Origin of the sequence: Sphingomonas faeni (assembly GCF_040407505.1) — a bacterium.
Lineage (GTDB): Bacteria > Pseudomonadota > Alphaproteobacteria > Sphingomonadales > Sphingomonadaceae > Sphingomonas > Sphingomonas faeni_E.
Genome location: NZ_JAPZPQ010000002.1, coordinates 270,813 through 288,660 on the forward strand (window position 1 = coordinate 270,813; position 17,848 = coordinate 288,660).

Genomic DNA, 17,848 nt, shown 5'->3' on the forward strand with positions numbered 1-17,848 from the left:
ACGATTGGTGACGCTTCTTCGCTTTTTGCTGCCACTGCCACTGCTCGCTTTTCTTCCCTTCGCCAATGCCAGTGCGGCGACCAAGTCCTTCCTCGGGGCGGGCGGCATGGTCCGGCTATCCCATCCGTCGGCGCTGACCCCGACGCGCAATTTCGCCGGCCGGGCCCTGATGAACGCCGGTTGGCGCCAGATCTGGGACGGCAGCCCGGTCGGTCGCGGCGTCGGCATCGTCCGCTTCTGGCAGGTCGCCAAGCCGAGCGACGGCGAAGGCCAGGTCACAGAAATGGTGCAGGTCGGTTTCAGCCGCAGCGCCGCGGTCGTCGCGATCTGCGGCACCGCGGGGCTGAAGTCGGGAAGCGGTCGGCGCCTGCCCAACCGGATGCTCGGCGGTCACCGCTGGACGGTGTATTCCAACGGCGACGCGGGCATGAGCCAACAGGTCAACGCGACGAACCTGCGCACCGTCGTCGACGGCACCTGCTACGCGATCGACCGCGTCACCTACGCGGTTAAGGCGGCGGCAGCGCCGGCACGCAACGCGCCGACCCAGGCGGTAGCCGCGGCCCAGATGGACGCGATCGTCGCGACGATTAAAGTAGGCCGTCGCCGCTGACGCCCGTCGCTGGGATCCGAAACCGGCGGCATTCCGAAGGTACTTCCGCTTCGGAACACGGCGGCAAGCTCGGGGGCTCGTACCGTCTAGCGGTCGAGCCGATCGCCGATCTTCGCGCGATTGATGCTCCAATACAGGTACATAGCGCGGCCGATGATCGTCGTCGTCGGCACCATCCCGACGCCCTGTTGCTCGAGCGGCACGCGACTGTCGGCGGAGCGATCGCGATTGTCGCCGAGCACGAAGACATGGCCCGGCGGGACGGTGACCTCCCGCGTGTCGTCGAACAGCGACGTATCCGTGTCCAATATGCGATGGCTGGATCGTTCGCCCGGCAGGCGTTCCTTTAGAATCGTCGCAGGATGTCGGCCTTCGATATCGTCGACCATCATCCTGCCTTCTGCGTGCTGCGCGACCGCCACCCCATTCACGATCGGCAGGCCAGCGCGCATCGCGATCCTGTCGCCCGCAATCGCCGCGATCCGACTGACGCGGACGCTGTCGGCCGCCTGGAAGACGATCACGTCGCCGCGTCTCGGCGGCCCACGCCAGCGCATGTCGACGACGAACTTGTCACCGCTGCCGATCGTCGGCGCCATGCTGTCGGACGGCGCGTAGAACGGCTTGTAGAAATGGTGCATCATCGGCGGGACGCGTTCCCAAACGCCCAGCACGGCCACGGCGATCAGCGCCAGCGCATACCAGCGCGACCACCAAGGTTTGGGGCCGCGGAGCCTGCTCTTGCGCCATGTGAGTATGATCGGCACGACGTAAACGGCACCGAACAACGCGATGACCAGCACCAGCGCCGCTACCGCGACACCGTAACTTGAGATGGGAAGGTGCCCCAACCCGAACGTCACGAGGGCGGCGAGTGCGAACTGCGCCATGAAAGTCAGCGCCGCGCCGCGCCGATCGCCGACGCGGATCAGCCCAAGTCCGGGCAGGATCAGGTTGAGCGCGGAGACGCCGACCCGTGCTCGCACGCTTCGCCGGTCGACCGGGTCTTCTATCGTATCGTTCATGCGACATCCCCCGGTGAGCGCGAGCATCGTACGGGACACTGGGCGCAAGACAATGCTGGCACCGCGGACCCGGTTCACGCGTAGTACTGGCATGGCAAAACTCGGCGACTGGCTCGAACCGCATCCGCACGGCATCCTCGTCAAGCCGATCGACGCCTGGATCGACCCTTCGATCCCGACCGCCAAGGCGCTCGTCACGCACGGCCATGCCGATCATGCCCGCGGTGGCCACGAAGCCGTCTGGGCGACACCCGAGACGCTCGCGATCATGGATGCGCGCTACGGTCCGCAAGCCGGCCACCCGGTCGCGTATGGCGAAACGATCCGGATGGGAGAGGTGGACATCGGCTTCGTCCCCGCCGGGCATGTGCTCGGCTCCGCGCAGATCGTGCTCGATTATCGCGGCGAACGGATCGTCGTGTCGGGCGATTACAAACGCCGCGCGGACCCGACCTGCACCCCGTTTGAGCCCGTCAAATGCGACGTCTTCATCACCGAAGCCACGTTCGGCCTGCCGGTGTTCCGCCACCCCGACACCGGCGACGAGATCGACAAGCTGATTGCCGCGCTCCACGCCAACCCCGATCGCTGCGTCGTCGTCGGCGCCTATGCGCTCGGCAAGGCGCAACGCGTGATCGCCGAATTGCGCGAACGTGGTCACGAGGCACCGATCTACATCCACGGCGCGCTGCAACGTCTCTGCGACCTGTATGCGGAGCACGGCGTCAGGCTCGGCGAATTGCTCCCGGTGGCGGACGCGAAGAAGGCGGACATGGCGGGACACGTCGTGATGTGCCCGCCCGGCGCGCTCAACGATCGCTGGTCGCGGCGGCTGCCCGATCCGATCACCGCGATGGCGAGCGGCTGGATGCGTGTCCGGGGCCGTGCGCGCCAGAAGAACGTCGAGCTCCCGCTGATCCTCAGCGATCATGCCGACTGGGACGAACTCATCGCTACGCTCACCGAGATCGCGCCACGTGAAGTCTGGGTCACGCACGGCCGCGAGGATGCGCTGGTCCACTGGTGCATGACTCGCCAGATCAAGGCACGCGCGCTCGCGCTGGTCGGGTTCGAGGACGAGGACGACTGAGCCCTCGGACCTCACGCCGGGCGTAATTCTCCGGAGAAGGGCGGCAACGTCGCCTTGCGCCACGGCAGCGCGCGTCCCTCCACCAGCGAACGCCATGCCCACTCCACCGGAGCGATATCGAACCGCCGCACATAGGCGTTGGCGAGCAGCAACAACGCGATGTTGATCGCCAGCGCGGTCGCCATGAGCCCCGCCCAGCCGAGCGTGCCGTATAACGCGAGGCCGAACGGCGGGAACAGGATCCACAGGCACACGATCGTCTGCAGGATATATATCGACAGCGCGGTCCGCCCGGCCGCGATGAACGGCCGTAACAGCGTGGCACCGAACCCCGTGCCGAGCAGCAGGCATACCGCACCGACATGGCCGAGCGTCATCGCCTCGCGCGCGACTTCGACGGTTGCCCACATCGTCTTCGGCGCATCGTCGAACCGCGTCTGCTCGATCGCACCGACGATCCGCAGCGGGATAGCGACCGCATAGGCGATCAGCGTCATGCGCAGATAGAATCCGCGCGATCGCAAGCCTTGCAGGATGCCGAGCTTGTAGAGCGCGGCCCCGATCAGCATCACGCTGACGGCTTCCCAGAAGACGATCAGTTCGAACCCCTGCGACTGGAGCGTGACCGTGACGCTCCACTGCATCGCGGCCCAAGTCGCGAAACTGCCGGTACGCGCCTTGTCCTCCGCGACGATCCTCGCATGGCTTTCGGCCTTGCTCTTCGCGCGCTTGGCGTCGTCGGTTGCGGCCTTCGCGAGCAGTTTCCGATCGTCCGCGGTTACCGGTCGACCTGCCGCGAGCGCCTCGTCGACCGCGGCGACCTGCGATCGCTCCCGCTGCGGCTGGTAATAGGCGAAATATCCCGCACCACCGAATTGCGCGACGGCGGCGACCAGCCCGATCGTGATCAGCCAGCGCGGGCGCATCCGCCGGAACAGGAACGCGGCCAACGCGGCGATCGCATAGCTGTGGAGGATGTCGCCGGGCCACAACAGGATGAAGAGGTGGACGATGCCGAACCCGAGCAGCACCACGTTCCGGAGGTAATAGCGCTTCATCACGACTCGCTTGCCGAGGCTGAGCGCGGCGCGATCGGTGAGGATCACCATCCCCGCGCCGAACAGCAGTTCGAGCATGCAGCGCGCGGTGCCGTTCGCGATCACTTCGCGGAGCCACCACGCGACCTGGTCGGCCTGGGTCCAGCCGAGATTGCGGAAATCTCCGAACATCGCCCAGAGCGAGCCGCCCATGTCGTTGATGTTCATGAACAAGATGCCCAGGATCGCGATCCCGCGCAAAATGTCGAGAACCGCGATACGCGGCGCGCCATCGGGCTCCGTCGCCAGCAATATCGCTGGTTCGGCTGCCGGAGCGCTTAAGTCGCGTGTGGCTTGGTCGTACATCGTTCTGGGCCCCCCCGAGATGACAGGCCCGACGCTAGGCCTATCGTAACGAAAGGCAAGCTTAGGCCGCGCCCTCTAATGTACGCGCCCGGCGGCGTTGTACGGAGCTTCCGATGCCCAAGGCTTCACGGTACTTGGCGACAGTCCTGCGCGCGATGTCGAACCCTTTGCCGTTAAGTAACTCCACTAGCGTGTCATCCGATAGAATCTTCGCACCTTCGGTATCGATCAGCGCCTTGATCGCCGACTTTACAGCCTGCGCCGATACCGCCTCGCCGCCGTCCGCGGACTGGATAGCGCTCGTGAAGAAGTATTTCAGCTCGTACAGCCCGCGTGCGCACGACACGTATTTGTTGCTCGTCACGCGGCTGACGGTCGATTCGTGCATCTCGATAGCGTCGGCCACCTGGCGCAGCGTCAGCGGTCGCAGATGCGCGACACCCTTCAGGAAGAACGCCTCCTGCTGCTTCACGATCTCGGTCGCGACCTTGATGATCGTCCGCTGGCGCTGGTCGAGCGCCTTCACCAGCCAGTTCGCGCTCGCGAGGCAATCGCTCAGCCAAGCCTTCGACGCCTTGTCCTGCTGCCCGCCCGAGAGTTCGGTGTAGTAACTCCGATTCACCAGCACACGCGGCAGCGTGGTGGCGTTGATCTCGATCGCCCAGCCCGCCTTGGTCCGCGCCACGAACAGGTCCGGCGTCACCGACTGCGCCGGTTCGCCCCCGTATCGGCACCCCGGCTTCGGATCATAACCGCGCAATTCGCGGATCATGTCGGCCATGTCCTCGTCGTCGACATCGCACATCCGCTTCAGCCGAGTCAGTTCGCCGCGCGCAAGCAGGTCGAGGTTGTCGATCAACCGCGCCATGCACGGATCGTAACGATCCGCTTCCTTCGCCTGCAACGCGAGGCATTCCGAAAGATCGCGCGCGCCGACGCCGGTCGGATCGAACGTCTGGATCGTCGCCAGCACCCCCTCGACACGCACCAGCGGCACGCCGAGCCGGTTGGCGATGTCGAGCAGCGACACGGTCAGGTATCCCGCCTCGTCGATCTGGTCGATCAGATGCGCGGCAATGAACGCGTCTTCGTGCGGGATTGCCGGGCCGGCCTGCGCGAGCAGATGATCGGCGAGGCTGAGGCTGGTGTCGGCGAACGCGTCCAGATCGGGGCCGTCCTCGCCGCCCGCTCTCCCCGCGCTCGCGCCGGTCATCGACAGCGCGCCGTCCATCCCGCTGCCGCCGTCGGCGACGCTGTCCTGCTGGTGGCTTTCGGTGGCGTAGTCGACGTCGAGCGTCGGTTCGTCGCCGCTACCGGTGCCCGCGACCAGTTCGTCGGCGGCGACTCGTTCGTCGCGGACTTCGGGGGCGGGCTCGCGGTCGGGGGCGTCGCTGTCTTCGGCGGCGCTGGCTTCGAGGAGGGGATTGCGCTCGACTTCCTCGGCGATGAACCCCTCGATCTCGAGGTTCGACAGCGCCAGAAGCTTGATCGCCTGCTGGAGCTGCGGGGTCATCACCAGCGACTGCGACTGGCGGATGTCCAGGCGAGGGGCGAGGCTCATGCCACCCCGTCCGTTCGTGCTGAGCGAAGTCGAAGCACCGGCTCGCGCGGCAGCCCTTCGACTTCGCTCAGGGCGAACGGAGAAAGTGGCGTATCCATCGGCTTAAAGCGAGAAGCCTTCGCCGAGATACAGGCGCCGGACGTTCGCATCTGCGACCAGTTCCTCGGGCGAGCCGGAGAACAACACCCGGCCGTCGTAGATGATGTAGGCGCGGTCGACGATCTCGAGCGTCTCGCGGACGTTGTGATCGGTGATCAACACGCCGATGTCGCGGCGCTTCAGATCCTTTACCAGGTCGCGAATGTCGGCGATCGAGATCGGATCGATGCCCGCGAACGGCTCGTCGAGCAGCATGATCGACGGGTCCGCCGCCAGCGCGCGCGCGATTTCCGCACGCCGCCGCTCGCCACCCGACAGCGCCATCGCGGGTGCAGCACGGAGCCGAGTCAGACCGAACTCCTCCAGCAGCGTGTTGAGTTTCCGCTGGCGCGCCGCCTTGTCCGGCTCGGACAACTCCAGCACGGTCAGGATATTTTTCTCGATCGTCAGCCCGCGAAAGATCGACGTCTCCTGCGGCAGATAGCCCAGGCCCAGGATCGCGCGCCGGTACATCGGCAGCTTCGTGATGTCCTCGCCGTCGAGCATGATCCGGCCCGAGTCCGGCTTCACCAAGCCCATCACCGAGTAGAAGCACGTCGTCTTGCCCGCGCCGTTCGGCCCGAGCAGCCCGACGACTTCGCCGCGCCCGACCGACACCGACACGTCGGTCAGCACGACGCGCTTGTCGTAGGACTTCGCGATCGAGACGACCTGCAGCCCGTTGTTCACCGGAGGCTCGGAAATCGGGGCGACGTCCTCGATCGGGGGCAGCGTGGTGGCGTCCATGGGATCAGGCCCTCGCAATAATCAGTCGCCGAACACTCGGCATGAATGGTGCCGCCGAACGCTCGGCAGACGATTGGCAGGAAACATGCAGGAGCGCGCCGTCTGAGGGAAGCCCTCGCGACATGCTCACGCGCTCAGTTGCGCTTGGGGACCGAGAAGGTGCCGGTCACGCGGCCGCCCGTTTGCGCGACGGTGCCACCACTCGCCGCCGATCCGCCCGCGCTACCGCCTGCGACCGACGAGCCGTCGATCACCGACCGCCCGGTGTCGAGGTTCATCGTCAGGCGCCCGCCGTTCACGGTGTTACCCGCCTGCGTCAGCGTGACCGCGCCGAGCATCGTGATGACGCGCCGGTTGAGATCATAGATCGCATACTGGCTCCGCGCCGTCTGGTCGGGCCGCTTGACGATCACGCCGCCCGACGCGTCGAGCCGCGACACCTGCGGGTTCCCGCCGATAACCTGGCCGGTATACGCCACCGTCATCCGCGCCGAGTTCAGCGTCATCTCGGCCTGCTTGACCGCGACGTTGCCCGACAGGATGGCGCGGTTCGCCTTGTCCTGCAATTCGATATGGTTCGCGCCGAAATCGATCGGGGCGTTGGAATTGTGCGCCTGCTGCGCGACCGCGGTCGTGGAGAGCAGAACGGCAGACAAGCCGGCAAGGATGTGGGGAGCGCGCATGACGGCTATTTCGGCCCTCTGGGGATGATCCGCAAGCGCGCATTGCCATCGAGCGTCACGGTCCGCTCTTCCAGGTTCGCACGCAGCTTGTTCGCGCTGAACGTCCCCTGCTGGACGGTGCCGGTCGCCGCCCCGCCGCTTTCGAGCGTGCGCGCCTTCATGTCGATCGTCGCGTTGGTCGTCTTAAGGTTGTAGCCGCCCGCCGCAGTGGCGTTCAGCGGACCGAACAACTGCACCTTCTCGGTGTCCATGTCGTAGCGGCCGGTGTTCGCCTTGATATTGGCGGGGCCGTCGGTCAGCTGGATCTGCGCGGCGAGCTGATTGAGCTGGACGATCGGCTCGGCCGAGCTTTTCTGGATCGCCGAGGCGGCGTCGAGCGTGAACGCCTGGCCCTTGGTATCCTCGCCGCGATAGCGCGCCGCCTGCGTCTTCATCCGCTCCTGCGCGACGTCGACCTTGTTCTTGTCGAGCAGGAACGACACGTCGCCGCCCGCCGTCAGCGGCGCCATCACCAGGAACGCCGCCAGCACGCCGATCGCGGTCGGCAGGCCGACGCGGGCGATCGCCACGAACCGATCGTGGCTGCCACCGGGCGCGGCCCAGTCCTGTCGCGCGCTACGGACGCGACGGGCGACGGGTGAGGGGGGCGGAACGTCCATCAAGCGTGTGCGAAAATGTCAATTTCGGGCCAACCGGCGATATCGAGCGCGGCGCGAGTCGGCAGGAAGTCGAAGCACGCTTGCGCTAGTTCCATCCGGCCTTCGCGAATCAATCGCTTGTCGAGCTCGGTCCGCAGCCGGTGGAGGAAGCGGACGTCCGATGCCGCGTAATCCTTCTGCGCCTCGGACAGTTCGGGGCTGCCCCAGTCCGACGACTGCTGCTGCTTCGAGATGTCCTGGCCGAGCAGTTCGCGGACGATTTCCTTGAGACCGTGACGATCGGTGTAGGTCCGCACCAGCCGCGATGCGATCTTGGTGCAATATACCGGTGCCGCGACAACCCCGAGATAATATTGGACCGCCGCGATATCGAACCGGCCGAAATGAAAGAGCTTCACGCGCGCCGGATCGGCCAGCAGCGCCTTCAAGTTTGGTGCGTCGTAGCCGGCACCCGCGGCGAATCGGACGAGGTGCTCGTCGGGGCCGCCATCGGAAAGCTGGACGAGGCACAACCGGTCGCGGGGCGTGATCAGCCCCATCGTCTCGGTATCGACGGCGATCGCGGCGCCGGCCGCGAACAGGTCGGCGGGAATGTCGCCTTCGTGGAGATGAACTGTCATGCGCCGGCCGTAGCCGCCCGAAGCTTAACGCTCAATGCCTCTATATGCGTCACCGATCCAAATCAGGCGACAAGAAGGCTTTGCGATCGTTGATGCGACGAGTCGTGGCTGGCGCGCGACACTTGCGCCAGTATCGATCCAAATCGAGCGCCCTCGGATCAGAATCTATTCGCGACGGCTTGTATTTTGCGCTAAGGGTCCCCTCAAGGCGCAAAAGGTTTCGCGCTGGAAAACCTGCGTTCGTCGTCCGGCACAAGGGTTTTGAGAAATTTGCGGGCGAACCGGGAAGACGAACAGAGCTTATGGGTTTCGATAAAGGTGGCCGCGGGAACCGTGGCGGGCGTGGCCGCGACAAGCGCGACAGCTTCGGCGGCGGCGACAACGAGTTCGGCGGCGGCAGCAGCTTTGGCGGTGGCGGCGATCGGTTCGGCGGCGGCGGCGGTAGCAGCTATGGCGGCGGCGGTGGCTCGAGCTACGGTGGCGGCGGTGGCAGCAGCTACGGCGGCGGCAGCAGCTTCGGTGGCGGCAGCGGCGGCGGCGGCGGTGGTTACCGCGGCGGCGGCGGCGGTGGCGGCGGCTTCTCGGGCGGTGGCGGCGGCGGCGGTGGTCGCGGCATGCCTCCCCAGGTTGTCGGCGAAGGCACGGGCGTCGTAAAGTTCTTCAACGCGCAGAAGGGCTTTGGCTTCGTCGTTCGCGATGATGGCGGCGAGGACGTTTTCGTCCACATCAGCGCCGTCGAGCAGGCCGGCATGGTCGCTCTCGCTGAGGGTCAGCCGCTCGGCTTCACGCTCGTCGACCGCGGCGGCCGTATCTCGGCAACCGACCTGAAGATCGATGGCGAGCCGATGGCCGTTACCGATCGCGGCCCGCCGCGTGACCGTGATGCTGGCCCGGGCGCGCCCCGTGGTGGCGATCGCGACCGTGACGGTGGTGCAGGTGGCGCACAGCGTCAGCTCACCGGCGAGAAGGCGACTGGTACGGTCAAGTTCTTCAACGCCATGAAGGGCTTCGGCTTCATCCAGCGCGACGACGGACAGCCTGACGCATTCGTCCACATCTCGGCCGTCGAGCGCGCCGGCATGTCGACTCTGAACGAGGGCGACAAGCTCGAGTTCGAGCTCGAGGTCGATCGTCGCGGCAAGTACGCAGCGGTGAACCTGAGCGCAGGCGGCTGATAGCTGTCTGACTCAGAACGCTGATCGTACCGTGTTCGGTAGGATAATGATTGCGGCCGGTTTCGCTTTGGCGGGACCGGCCGTTCTCGTTTCATCGTCCTCGCTGTCGTCCGTGGCGCAGGCCGGGCAGGGTGCTGTCGCGGCTCCCCGCGAGCCGACCCGCGTGCCGGTGTTCTCGGCGACGATCGTCGCGCGCTATCCGCACGACCGTACTGCATTCACCGAAGGGCTGCTTTGGCACGACGGTGCGCTGTACGAGAGCACGGGGCAGGAGCGGCAATCCGACGTCCGCCGCGTCTCGCTCCAGGACGGCAAGATCCTCGCCAGGACGCGAATCGACCCTGCGCAGTTTGGCGAAGGCCTCGCGCTGTGGAAGGACCAGCTCGTCAGCCTCACCTGGCATGACGGCATCGCGCACCGCTGGGACGTCCGCACGCTGAAACCCAAGGGACAGAACCGCTACACCGGCGAAGGCTGGGGGCTGACCAGCGACGGCGTCTCGCTGCTCCAGTCCGATGGCAGCCCCGACATCATCGTCCGCGATCCGCTGACGTTGACCGAGCGCAAGCGCGTCGCCGTAACCATCGACGGCCGCCCGTTACGCGACATCAACGAACTCGAATATGTCCACGGCGCGCTGCTCGCCAACGTCTGGCACACCGGTTTCCTGGTTCGCATCGATCCCGCGACCGGCAAGGTGACCGCGGTGATCGACCTCCGCCCACTGGTCGCCGAAGTCGCTGCGACCGATCCAGAGGCGGTCCTCAACGGCATCGCCTGGGATGCGAAAGCCGATCGGCTGTTCGTGACGGGCAAATACTGGCCGACGCTCTTCGAGATCAAGATCGCCGCCACGCCCCAATAGGCTCTGTGGAGTTGCGGTCCCCCGGTAGCGCACCCCTACTTGTTCTCCCGCGAAGGCGGGAGCCCAGACTGGACTCCCGCCTTCGCGGGAGAACATTGCGGGGTCGCCGACCGCCTCCTGAACGCTGTCTTCAGCCGCCGTCATCTGAACCCCGTCATCCTCGCAAAAGGAATCAGGCGCGCGCCTCTGGAGAGGATCGCTTCGTAGATGGCGAGTTCCTCAGAACCCCCGTCCAGCCCCCGGCGCCACTACGCGGATCGCGGCGAGCACATGCCCGAGCAACCCATCAGCATCGTGATGGATATTATGCCCCCCCGGCATCCCGACCTTTCGCGCGTTCGCAGTTGTCAGCAGCGGACACAGGCTGTCGGTCTCTTCCAGCCCGTAGATGCACGTCACCGGCGCCCAGGTCAGCCGGTTGCCGGTCGTCCCTCCCATGCTGTCGGGCGTCCCGTGATCGTAGAGCAGCCCCGAAGGGTCGGCGCGGTAGAACACCATGTCGCCGGGCAGGATCAAGACGATCGCCGCCACACGCGCACGCATGTCCTTCGGCAGGTTCACTAGCCCAGTCTGGACGATATCCGCGCCGTAGGACTGCCCCATCACCACGATCCGCTTCGCACCCGTCCGCGCCAGCGCCGTCCGCACGCCGTCCGCGATGATCGCATCGAGTTCCGTCCGCGTCCGATGATGTGCAAACAACGCCGGTGTTGTGATACCGACCACGGGGATGCCGTGCTCGGTCAACCCCCGCGAGGTCGACGCGCCGAGCAGGAACCGCAGCCCCATGTCGCCTGAAAAATTCACCACCGCGATCGGCGGCGGTCCCGACGCGCTGACGCCAATCGCCGGATACACGTGCACCGGATCGCGGTCGAAATAGCCCGCGAGGTAGACGAACAGCACGACGATCGCGGATATTATGCCAGTCACCCACGCGCCGCGCCGCCAGCGTCGTGCCGCTACCGTGCGGGGGTGTTTCGAACTTTTCACCGGACGATCCTTACGCGTATCAAGATCGGGCGCGATAGCCTGCACCGCCGCCCGCTTCGATGACGCGCGGATTACGTAATCATCCGCTTGAGCGTCTCGATCCGGTCCGCCTCCGCTGCGGGCTTGTCCGTCCTGATCCGCGCGATCCGCGGAAAGCGCATCGCCACGCCCGATTTGTGCCGCTTCGACTCGTGCAGCGAATCGAATGCGATCTCCAGTACCAGCGTCTTCTCGACTTCGCGCACGGGCCCGAACCTGTTCTGCGTATGGTTGCGCACGAAGCTGTCGAGCATTTTGAGCTCTTCGTCGGTAATCCCCGAATAGGCTTTCCCGACGGGGAGCAGTTCGCCCTCTTCGGTCCAGCAGCCGAAGGTATAGTCCGAATAATAGGACGATCGCCGGCCCGACCCGCGCTGCGCGTACATCATCACGCAGTCGGCGGTCAGCGGATCACGTTTCCACTTATACCAGAGCCCGGCGCGACGTCCGCCGACGTACGGCGAATCACGGCGCTTGAGCATCACGCCTTCGATCGCCGAATCGCGCGCGGTCGCGCGGATCGCCTCCAGCGCGGTGAAGTCGTCCGCCTCGATCACGACGCTCAGATCGAACCGCTCGGAGTCGAGTTGCGGCACGAACGCCTCCAACCGCTTCCGCCGCTCGGTCCAGGGTAGCGGACGCAGATCCTTCTCGCCATCGATCAGCAGATCATACAGCCGCACGAACGCAGGATAGTCCGCCAGCATCTTCGCCGACACGGTCTTGCGCCCAAGCCTCTGCTGCAACGCGTTGAAGCTCGCCGCCCCGCCGCCATCCTCCAGCGTCCCGCCCTGATGTTCGCCCTTCACCAGCAGTTCGCCGTCGACCGTTCCCGGCGTCCGGAACGCGACGGCAATCTCCGGGAAGCTGCCCGTCACGTCGTCGCCAGTGCGGCTGTAGAGGCGCGTCTCACCCCCGACATGGACGATCTGGACGCGGATGCCGTCCCATTTCCACTCGGCGGCATAGTCGGCAAGATCGACGCGCAGATCCTCGAGCCCGTGTGCCAGCATGAACGGCCGGAACACCGGGACGTCCGCGGGCGTGGGCTGTGCGCCGGTGCCCTCGGCCCAGGCGAACAGGCTCGGATACGGCGCATCGAGCCCGTGCCACACCTCCTCGACCGCATCGACATCGAGCCCGAACGCATCCGCCAGCGCGGTCTTCGCCAACCGCGCCGACACGCCGATCCGGAGCGCACCCGTCGCCATCTTGAGCAGCGCGAACCGCTCCTCCGCATCCGACCGGTCGAGCATGTCCGCCAGCGCACCCGGCGCATCGGCACGCGACAACGCCGCCAGCCGCTCGATGACGTCGGTAATCGACAAGGGGGTGGGATCGATCGGCACCGTCGGTTCGGGCCAGAGCAGCGCGACCGTCTCCGCGGTATCGCCGACATAATCGCGGCTCATCCGGAACAGCACCGGATCGACGCGCTCCTCGATCAGCCCGCGGATCACCGCCGACTTCACGCCCTTGAGATCGAGATCACCGGTCAGCGCCGCCATCGCCCAGCCACGGTCCGGATCGGGCGTCGCGCGCAGATAATCCGCGATCAACTTCAGCTTCGCGTTACGCGACCGGGTGTAGGTGAGCGAGTCGAGCAGGGCGGCAAAAGCATGCATCGTCGTTCAACGCGCCTGCCGCCCGAAGGGATGCAGACGCGAAACGACCGCCGCCGGGTGGTCCCGACGACGGTCGTTTGCGCGTGACGCGGATCGCTCGCGTCAGTCGTCAGGGTTAGACGCTTGGGTTAGTCGACCGCGTTCTTGATGCCCTTGCCCGCGAGCAGACCGAGCACGAGGAAGACCACGAACAGTGCGATCGCGATGAAGAACAGGATCTTGGCGATGCCCATGAATGCACCGCCGATACCGCCGAAGCCGAGCAGCGCGAGAACGGCGCCGATGACGAGAAAAGTGATTGCGAGCTTCAGCATGACGGCCTCCTGTTTTCGATAGGATCGCTCAACCGGCGCGACGACCGGTTTGTTCCTTGACCGTAACGATCAGGCTTTGCGGCTCGCCTCGAACAGGAACCAGGCACGCTCCTCGGCGTGATCCGTCCATTCGTCGACGATGCCACTGGTAGCGTTGTCCTTGGCGGCGTCGGCGGCGTCCTTGACGATGCGGAACTGCTCGACGAGCTTCAGATTGTCCTCGCGCAGTTCGGCGAGCATCTCGGTCGGGCCGACGAACGCCATGTCGTTGTCGGCGATCGTCTGGTGCCGCGAGATGTCGCCGATCGAGCGCAGCGTCGTGTTGCCGGTCTTGCGCACGCGCTCGGCGATCGCGTCGGTCACGCCGATGATCTGTGCAGACTGGTCGTCGAGCAACAGGTGATAGTCGCGGAAATGCGGTCCAGACATGTGCCAGTGGAAATTCTTGGTCTTGAGGTACAGCGCGTAGCAATCGGCGAGCGCGGCGTTCAGCGCGTCGGCGACCGATTTGGTGCTGTTGCTCGGCAGGTCGGTCGGTGTGTCGAGGGCGGGGTTGATGTCGGCCATGTCTAGCTCCGGTTTGAAAGTCGTTGCGTGAACGATTCGAACACCGAATTGCTCCCGATTGCTAGACCACCCGATCGCTAGACCAATCGCAAGGCGCCGAGCGCGAGAACGATACCGAAGATCAGGAATACGATCCCGATCGCGATGCGCAGCGGCTTGAGCGGCAGTTTCAGCCATGCGGCCTCACCCATCAGTGCAGCGGGGACGATCACGACCAGCGAGCCGATCGTCGCGCCGATCGCGGCGAGCGCGGGGACGGGCGTCCGCGCGGCGAGCGTCAGGACGATGAACTGCACACCGTCGCCGAAGGCCAGAATGAACAGGCCGAGCGCGGTGGTGGCGATCGCGCCGATCTTCCAACGGTCGAGCCGGTCGGGTGCCTTGGCCGGGAAGAACGATCCGCCGCCCTGCAACAGCAGCGCGAGCGCGAGCATCAGTTGTTGCGCATTGGGGGCAAGCTTCGGCCCGATCACCGCGCCGAGCGCCGCCGCCAAGCCGCTTGCCGCGAGCAGCGCCAGCGCCGCCATCGCGATGACCAGACCCGGCTTTCGGTATCGGTCCGACAGGATCGCCGCGAGCCAAGCCGTCCGATCGCCGACCTGCGCGAGCGCCGCCGCAACGAGCGCCGCCATCAAGGCGTCCATGGGTTATCCCGCAAGGCGCACCGAACACGCCGCGGCGAACGCGTGGCAAGCCTGGACGTCCTGCCGCTCGCACCCGACCGCATCGCGCAGGATCGACAGCCATCCATGCATCAGCGCGCCATGCTCGCCGCGCGACAGGGCCGAATCGAGGAAGTGCGCGACGGTCACCGCCGGGTTGAGGCCGTTGGTATGCGCGATCACGCGGATCGCATCGATCTCGGTGGCGATGTCGCAGGGGCGAGAATAGGGCGCTCGGACATCGATCGCCGCGATTCGCGCCGCGAGATCGGCCTTCACCGCCATCATGTCGTCGATTCGAACCAGCGCCTGCCCCACGATCCCGCTCCTGCCTTTATCTGACGGTACAATGCGCCCCGGACAGTGAATAGCGGGTTAAATGAACGGTCCTGGCGTGCGGCGATGGGGTAAAGCTTGACTTCGCTCCCTCCGTCCGCCATGCGCCGCCCCTGATGGAGCGGCGGCGTCAGTTCGCCGCTTTCGCATTTTCAAGCCATAGGAATTGGGCTCATGGCCAAGCCGACCACCGTAAAGATCAAGCTGCTCAGCACCGCTGACACCGGCTTCTTCTACGTCACCAAGAAGAATCCCCGTACCAAGACGGAGAAGCTCTCCTTCTCGAAGTACGATCCCGTCGTGCGCAAGCATGTCGAGTTCAAGGAAGCCAAGATCAAGTAATCCGGCCGGCGGTGCGAACCGCCGTCCGATTGTGAAGATCCGGAAAGCCGCGGGTAACTCCGCGGCTTTTGGCGTTTGTGCTCGGACGCCCGTCATTTTAGCGAAAGCTGGGATCTCCCGCTGCGAGGGTGCCCCCGTGTCGGGGAGACCCCAGCTTTCGCTAGGGTGACGGTGTGGGGCAGGGGCCCCCTTCCCGTTCGTCCTGAGTAGCCGTCGAGTAGTCGCCGTAGGCGGCGTATCGAGATGGCGTATCGAAGGATAGGTTGGCGGGTGGAGCCTATGCTTCGATACGAGCCCTCGATACGCTTCTGCGAAGCTACTCGGTCTCTACTCAGCACGAACGGGAGTGGGGATTAAGGCAGCTGATTATGGGGCGAGGCATGACGGGTAGATGCAAACGGCGCGGCCCCCCCCCACCTCAGATCAGCGCCCCGACCGCGTCCATGAACCGCGCCAGGCTGATCGGCTTCGACACATACGAGTCCGCGCCCGCCGCCCGGATCCGCTCCTCGTCCTCGCGCCCGGCATACGCCGTCACGGCCATCACCGGGATCGCGCGCAACTCCTCATCCGCCTTCAGTTCGAGGATGATCTCATAGCCGGTGACGTGCGGCATCTGGATGTCCATGATGATCAGGTCAGGCACGAATTCCCGCGCTTTCGCAACGGCTTCGCGGCCGTCGCGCACGGGTTCGACGTCGAACTGATGCGCGTGCAACAGGTCGCAGAATAATTTGAGGTTGAGTTCGTTGTCCTCGACAACGAGCACCTTCTTTGTCACCGCCGCACCTTATCCGGAAAGAGGGCACGATAGGCAATGCGCGACCGTGATTCAAACGAAGACGCCGAAGCGCTCGCCCTGCGCGCGCTGGTATGGACGCTGGTCGAGCCCGATCGCGCTATGCGATTGCTGTCGGTGACCGGCCTTGAGCCGCATGACCTCCGCGCTCGGGCGAGCGACCCGACGGTGCTGTCCGCGGCGCTCGGCTTCCTCGAAAACCACGAGCCGGACCTGATTGCCTGCGCCGAGTCGCTGGGTGTGAAGCCAGAGGCACTCGTCCGCGCACACGCCAAACTGGACCAGGGAGAATTTGAAGCATGAGGCCGCTGCTGATCAGCGATTGCGACGAAGTGCTGCTGCACATGGTCAAGCATTTCAGCGTCTGGCTCGACGAGCGTCACGACATCGACTTCCAGATCCAGCACGGCGATTTCTCGACCGCGATGACGCGTCGCGATGGTGGCCCGCCGCCGTCGCGCGAGGATATGTGGGCGATGCTCGGCGAGTTCTTCCCCGCCGAAATGCACCGCCAGACGCTGGTCCCGCATGCGGTCGAGGCGCTGGAGCGGCTCGCACAGGTGGCGGACATCGTCATCCTCACCAACCTCCAGGACGAATGCCGCCAGCCCCGGATCGAGCAACTGGCGAAGTTCGGGATCGAGCACCGGGTCGAGTGCAACCAGGGCGGCAAGGGCACCCCGGTGTCGCGGCTGGTCGAGGAATATGGCTCGCCGGTGACGGTGTTCGTCGACGATCTCGCGGTGCATCACGAGTCGGTCGCCAAGCACGCGCCGGGGGTGCACCGGTTGCACATGGTCTCCGAGCCGACGCTGGCGGTAAGCGTGCCAAAGGCGCCCGAGGCCCACGCGCGGATCGACGATTGGCGCGAGGCGGCCGACTGGATTGCTGCGCGGTTCGAGGCTGGGTTGCCGGCGGACGCCTGAGCCATTCACATCACCACGAACACACCATTCCCCCCTTCCTGAAAGGGAGGGGTTGGGGGTGGGTAGGCCGGCTTTGGTCGCGACCGTTCCGATCGATGCGGCAACCGACCCACCCCCAGCCCCTCCCTTCCAGGGAGGGGAGCAGAAGCCCCCACTTGACCCATCCCCCGCCGCTGTGGTGATACCTCCTCCATGACCGATCGTATCGACCGCAAGCTCGAAGAGCTGGGCCTCACCCTCCCGCAGGCTGCCGCACCCGTGGCGTCCTACGTCCCGACCGTGCTGGCGAACGGCATGCTCCACATCTCGGGCCAGTTGCCGTTCAAGGACGGCGCGCTGGTTACCGGTCGCGTCGGAGACGGCGTGTCGCTCGAAGACGCGCAGGAGGCTGCCAAGCTCTGCGCGCTCATGCTCGTCGCACAGATGAAGGCGGCGCTCGGCACGCTCGGCCGCGTCGAGCGGATCGTGAAGCTCGGCGTGTTCGTCAACTCGACCGGCGATTTCACCGACCAGGCGAAAGTCGCCAATGGCGCTTCGGACCTGATGGTTGCGCTGTTCGGCGATGCCGGCAAACATGCGCGCGCGGCAGTCGGCGTTCCTGTCCTCCCGCTCGGCGCCGCTGTCGAGGTCGACGCGATCGTTCAAGTTTCCGCCTGACCGTCTTGG

22 protein-coding genes are annotated in these 17,848 nt (G+C 65.8%); 8 read left to right on the plus strand and 14 right to left on the minus strand.

The genetic code is table 11. The features are described from left to right. The first annotated feature begins 4 nt into the window (after positions 1–4). Positions 5–613 (plus strand): hypothetical protein, encoded by a 609-nt coding sequence (locus O6X71_RS07795; RefSeq protein WP_353465329.1) that lies wholly within the window; start codon positions 5–7, stop codon positions 611–613. A gap of 86 nt (positions 614–699) precedes the next feature. Here O6X71_RS07795 and lepB read toward each other — a convergent pair whose 3' ends face one another. Next, complete coding sequence (lepB, locus tag O6X71_RS07800) at positions 700–1,638, minus strand: signal peptidase I (protein ID WP_353465331.1); 939 nt, start codon at positions 1,636–1,638, stop codon at positions 700–702. Positions 1,639–1,729: 91 nt separating this feature from the next. Here lepB and O6X71_RS07805 point away from each other — a divergent pair, with 91 nt between their 5' ends. Beyond that, the gene (locus O6X71_RS07805; RefSeq protein ID WP_253072420.1) at positions 1,730–2,728 is read left to right on the plus strand and encodes a ligase-associated DNA damage response exonuclease; all 999 of its coding nucleotides are present in this window, start codon (positions 1,730–1,732) and stop codon (positions 2,726–2,728) included. Positions 2,729–2,739: 11 nt separating this feature from the next. Here O6X71_RS07805 and O6X71_RS07810 read toward each other — a convergent pair whose 3' ends face one another. From O6X71_RS07810 to O6X71_RS07835, 6 genes are all read right to left on the minus strand, one after another. Next, positions 2,740–4,077: a DUF418 domain-containing protein gene (locus O6X71_RS07810; protein ID WP_353465332.1), complete on the minus strand. Its 1,338-nt coding sequence runs from the start codon at positions 4,075–4,077 to the stop codon at positions 2,740–2,742. Between the two features lie 115 nt (positions 4,078–4,192). Beyond that, complete coding sequence (gene rpoN / locus O6X71_RS07815; protein WP_353465333.1) at positions 4,193–5,692, minus strand: RNA polymerase factor sigma-54; 1,500 nt, start codon at positions 5,690–5,692, stop codon at positions 4,193–4,195. Positions 5,693–5,794: 102 nt separating this feature from the next. Continuing rightward, positions 5,795–6,577, minus strand: coding sequence for an LPS export ABC transporter ATP-binding protein (gene lptB / locus O6X71_RS07820; protein WP_056490090.1), 783 nt, complete (start codon positions 6,575–6,577; stop codon positions 5,795–5,797). Between the two features lie 134 nt (positions 6,578–6,711). Then, complete coding sequence (locus O6X71_RS07825; RefSeq protein WP_353465334.1) at positions 6,712–7,260, minus strand: LptA/OstA family protein; 549 nt, start codon at positions 7,258–7,260, stop codon at positions 6,712–6,714. Positions 7,261–7,265: 5 nt separating this feature from the next. Next, positions 7,266–7,919 carry an LPS export ABC transporter periplasmic protein LptC gene (gene lptC, locus O6X71_RS07830; protein WP_353465335.1) on the minus strand — a complete coding sequence of 218 codons (654 nt, stop codon included), beginning with the start codon at positions 7,917–7,919 and terminating at the stop codon, positions 7,266–7,268. Next, a complete protein-coding gene (locus O6X71_RS07835) occupies positions 7,919–8,539 on the minus strand; it encodes a ribonuclease D (RefSeq protein ID WP_353465336.1) in 621 nt (206 codons plus the stop codon). The genes lptC and O6X71_RS07835 overlap by 1 nt, the downstream gene beginning before the upstream one ends. A gap of 302 nt (positions 8,540–8,841) precedes the next feature. On the opposite strand from O6X71_RS07835, the gene O6X71_RS07840 reads away from it, so the two are divergent. Together O6X71_RS07840 and O6X71_RS07845 are read left to right on the plus strand one after the other, a co-directional pair. Continuing rightward, on the plus strand, positions 8,842–9,714 hold the full coding sequence (locus tag O6X71_RS07840; protein ID WP_353465338.1) for a cold-shock protein: 873 nt from the start codon (positions 8,842–8,844) through the stop codon (positions 9,712–9,714). A 46-nt stretch (positions 9,715–9,760) separates the two neighbouring features. Then, positions 9,761–10,579, plus strand: coding sequence for a glutaminyl-peptide cyclotransferase (locus tag O6X71_RS07845; protein WP_353465339.1), 819 nt, complete (start codon positions 9,761–9,763; stop codon positions 10,577–10,579). Positions 10,580–10,798: 219 nt separating this feature from the next. Here the strand turns inward: O6X71_RS07845 and O6X71_RS07850 are convergent, their stop codons facing one another. The 6 genes from O6X71_RS07850 to O6X71_RS07875 form a co-directional block, all read right to left on the minus strand. After that, positions 10,799–11,572: an AcvB/VirJ family lysyl-phosphatidylglycerol hydrolase gene (locus O6X71_RS07850; protein WP_353465340.1), complete on the minus strand. Its 774-nt coding sequence runs from the start codon at positions 11,570–11,572 to the stop codon at positions 10,799–10,801. Between the two features lie 71 nt (positions 11,573–11,643). Then, complete coding sequence (locus O6X71_RS07855; RefSeq protein ID WP_353465341.1) at positions 11,644–13,236, minus strand: cisplatin damage response ATP-dependent DNA ligase; 1,593 nt, start codon at positions 13,234–13,236, stop codon at positions 11,644–11,646. Between the two features lie 128 nt (positions 13,237–13,364). Next, positions 13,365–13,550: a DUF1328 domain-containing protein gene (locus O6X71_RS07860; protein ID WP_353465342.1), complete on the minus strand. Its 186-nt coding sequence runs from the start codon at positions 13,548–13,550 to the stop codon at positions 13,365–13,367. A 69-nt stretch (positions 13,551–13,619) separates the two neighbouring features. Next, on the minus strand, positions 13,620–14,117 hold the full coding sequence (locus tag O6X71_RS07865; protein ID WP_093398573.1) for a Dps family protein: 498 nt from the start codon (positions 14,115–14,117) through the stop codon (positions 13,620–13,622). Between the two features lie 77 nt (positions 14,118–14,194). Beyond that, entirely contained in the window at positions 14,195–14,761 is a 567-nt protein-coding gene (locus O6X71_RS07870) for a TMEM165/GDT1 family protein (protein ID WP_353465344.1), read from the minus strand. 3 nt (positions 14,762–14,764) lie between these two features. Continuing rightward, positions 14,765–15,097 carry a hypothetical protein gene (locus tag O6X71_RS07875; RefSeq protein ID WP_353465345.1) on the minus strand — a complete coding sequence of 111 codons (333 nt, stop codon included), beginning with the start codon at positions 15,095–15,097 and terminating at the stop codon, positions 14,765–14,767. Between the two features lie 192 nt (positions 15,098–15,289). Between O6X71_RS07875 and rpmG the strand changes: the two genes are divergently transcribed. Further along, positions 15,290–15,457, plus strand: coding sequence for a 50S ribosomal protein L33 (gene rpmG, locus O6X71_RS07880; protein ID WP_055881863.1), 168 nt, complete (start codon positions 15,290–15,292; stop codon positions 15,455–15,457). Between the two features lie 418 nt (positions 15,458–15,875). Here the strand turns inward: rpmG and O6X71_RS07885 are convergent, their stop codons facing one another. After that, the gene (locus O6X71_RS07885; protein WP_353465346.1) at positions 15,876–16,238 is read right to left on the minus strand and encodes a response regulator; all 363 of its coding nucleotides are present in this window, start codon (positions 16,236–16,238) and stop codon (positions 15,876–15,878) included. A gap of 36 nt (positions 16,239–16,274) precedes the next feature. On the opposite strand from O6X71_RS07885, the gene O6X71_RS07890 reads away from it, so the two are divergent. The 3 genes from O6X71_RS07890 to O6X71_RS07900 all read left to right on the plus strand — a co-directional run bounded on the left by O6X71_RS07890 (position 16,275) and on the right by O6X71_RS07900 (position 17,839). Beyond that, the gene (locus tag O6X71_RS07890) at positions 16,275–16,559 is read left to right on the plus strand and encodes a DUF3572 domain-containing protein (RefSeq protein ID WP_056054478.1); all 285 of its coding nucleotides are present in this window, start codon (positions 16,275–16,277) and stop codon (positions 16,557–16,559) included. After that, a complete protein-coding gene (locus tag O6X71_RS07895) occupies positions 16,556–17,182 on the plus strand; it encodes an HAD family hydrolase (protein ID WP_353465348.1) in 627 nt (208 codons plus the stop codon). The genes O6X71_RS07890 and O6X71_RS07895 overlap by 4 nt, the downstream gene beginning before the upstream one ends. 192 nt (positions 17,183–17,374) lie before the next feature. After that, the gene (locus O6X71_RS07900) at positions 17,375–17,839 is read left to right on the plus strand and encodes a RidA family protein (RefSeq protein WP_056490055.1); all 465 of its coding nucleotides are present in this window, start codon (positions 17,375–17,377) and stop codon (positions 17,837–17,839) included. The last annotated feature ends 9 nt before the right edge of the window (positions 17,840–17,848 follow it).

Excerpts from the sequence above, each read along its gene's own strand:
- lepB (WP_353465331.1), bottom strand. The coding sequence starts at position 1,638 with ATGAACGATACGATAGAAGACCCGGTCGACCGGCGAAGCGTGCGAGCA.
- O6X71_RS07805 (WP_253072420.1), top strand. The coding sequence starts at position 1,730 with ATGGCAAAACTCGGCGACTGGCTCGAACCGCATCCGCACGGCATCCTC.
- rpoN (WP_353465333.1), bottom strand. The coding sequence starts at position 5,692 with ATGAGCCTCGCCCCTCGCCTGGACATCCGCCAGTCGCAGTCGCTGGTG.
- lptB (WP_056490090.1), bottom strand. The coding sequence starts at position 6,577 with ATGGACGCCACCACGCTGCCCCCGATCGAGGACGTCGCCCCGATTTCC.
- O6X71_RS07825 (WP_353465334.1), bottom strand. The coding sequence starts at position 7,260 with ATGCGCGCTCCCCACATCCTTGCCGGCTTGTCTGCCGTTCTGCTCTCC.
- lptC (WP_353465335.1), bottom strand. The coding sequence starts at position 7,919 with ATGGACGTTCCGCCCCCCTCACCCGTCGCCCGTCGCGTCCGTAGCGCG.
- O6X71_RS07835 (WP_353465336.1), bottom strand. The coding sequence starts at position 8,539 with ATGACAGTTCATCTCCACGAAGGCGACATTCCCGCCGACCTGTTCGCG.
- O6X71_RS07840 (WP_353465338.1), top strand. The coding sequence starts at position 8,842 with ATGGGTTTCGATAAAGGTGGCCGCGGGAACCGTGGCGGGCGTGGCCGC.
- O6X71_RS07845 (WP_353465339.1), top strand. The coding sequence starts at position 9,761 with ATGATTGCGGCCGGTTTCGCTTTGGCGGGACCGGCCGTTCTCGTTTCA.
- O6X71_RS07855 (WP_353465341.1), bottom strand. The coding sequence starts at position 13,236 with ATGCATGCTTTTGCCGCCCTGCTCGACTCGCTCACCTACACCCGGTCG.
- O6X71_RS07860 (WP_353465342.1), bottom strand. The coding sequence starts at position 13,550 with ATGCTGAAGCTCGCAATCACTTTTCTCGTCATCGGCGCCGTTCTCGCG.
- O6X71_RS07865 (WP_093398573.1), bottom strand. The coding sequence starts at position 14,117 with ATGGCCGACATCAACCCCGCCCTCGACACACCGACCGACCTGCCGAGC.
- O6X71_RS07870 (WP_353465344.1), bottom strand. The coding sequence starts at position 14,761 with ATGGACGCCTTGATGGCGGCGCTCGTTGCGGCGGCGCTCGCGCAGGTC.
- rpmG (WP_055881863.1), top strand. The coding sequence starts at position 15,290 with ATGGCCAAGCCGACCACCGTAAAGATCAAGCTGCTCAGCACCGCTGAC.
- O6X71_RS07890 (WP_056054478.1), top strand. The coding sequence starts at position 16,275 with ATGCGCGACCGTGATTCAAACGAAGACGCCGAAGCGCTCGCCCTGCGC.
- O6X71_RS07895 (WP_353465348.1), top strand. The coding sequence starts at position 16,556 with ATGAGGCCGCTGCTGATCAGCGATTGCGACGAAGTGCTGCTGCACATG.
- O6X71_RS07900 (WP_056490055.1), top strand. The coding sequence starts at position 17,375 with ATGACCGATCGTATCGACCGCAAGCTCGAAGAGCTGGGCCTCACCCTC.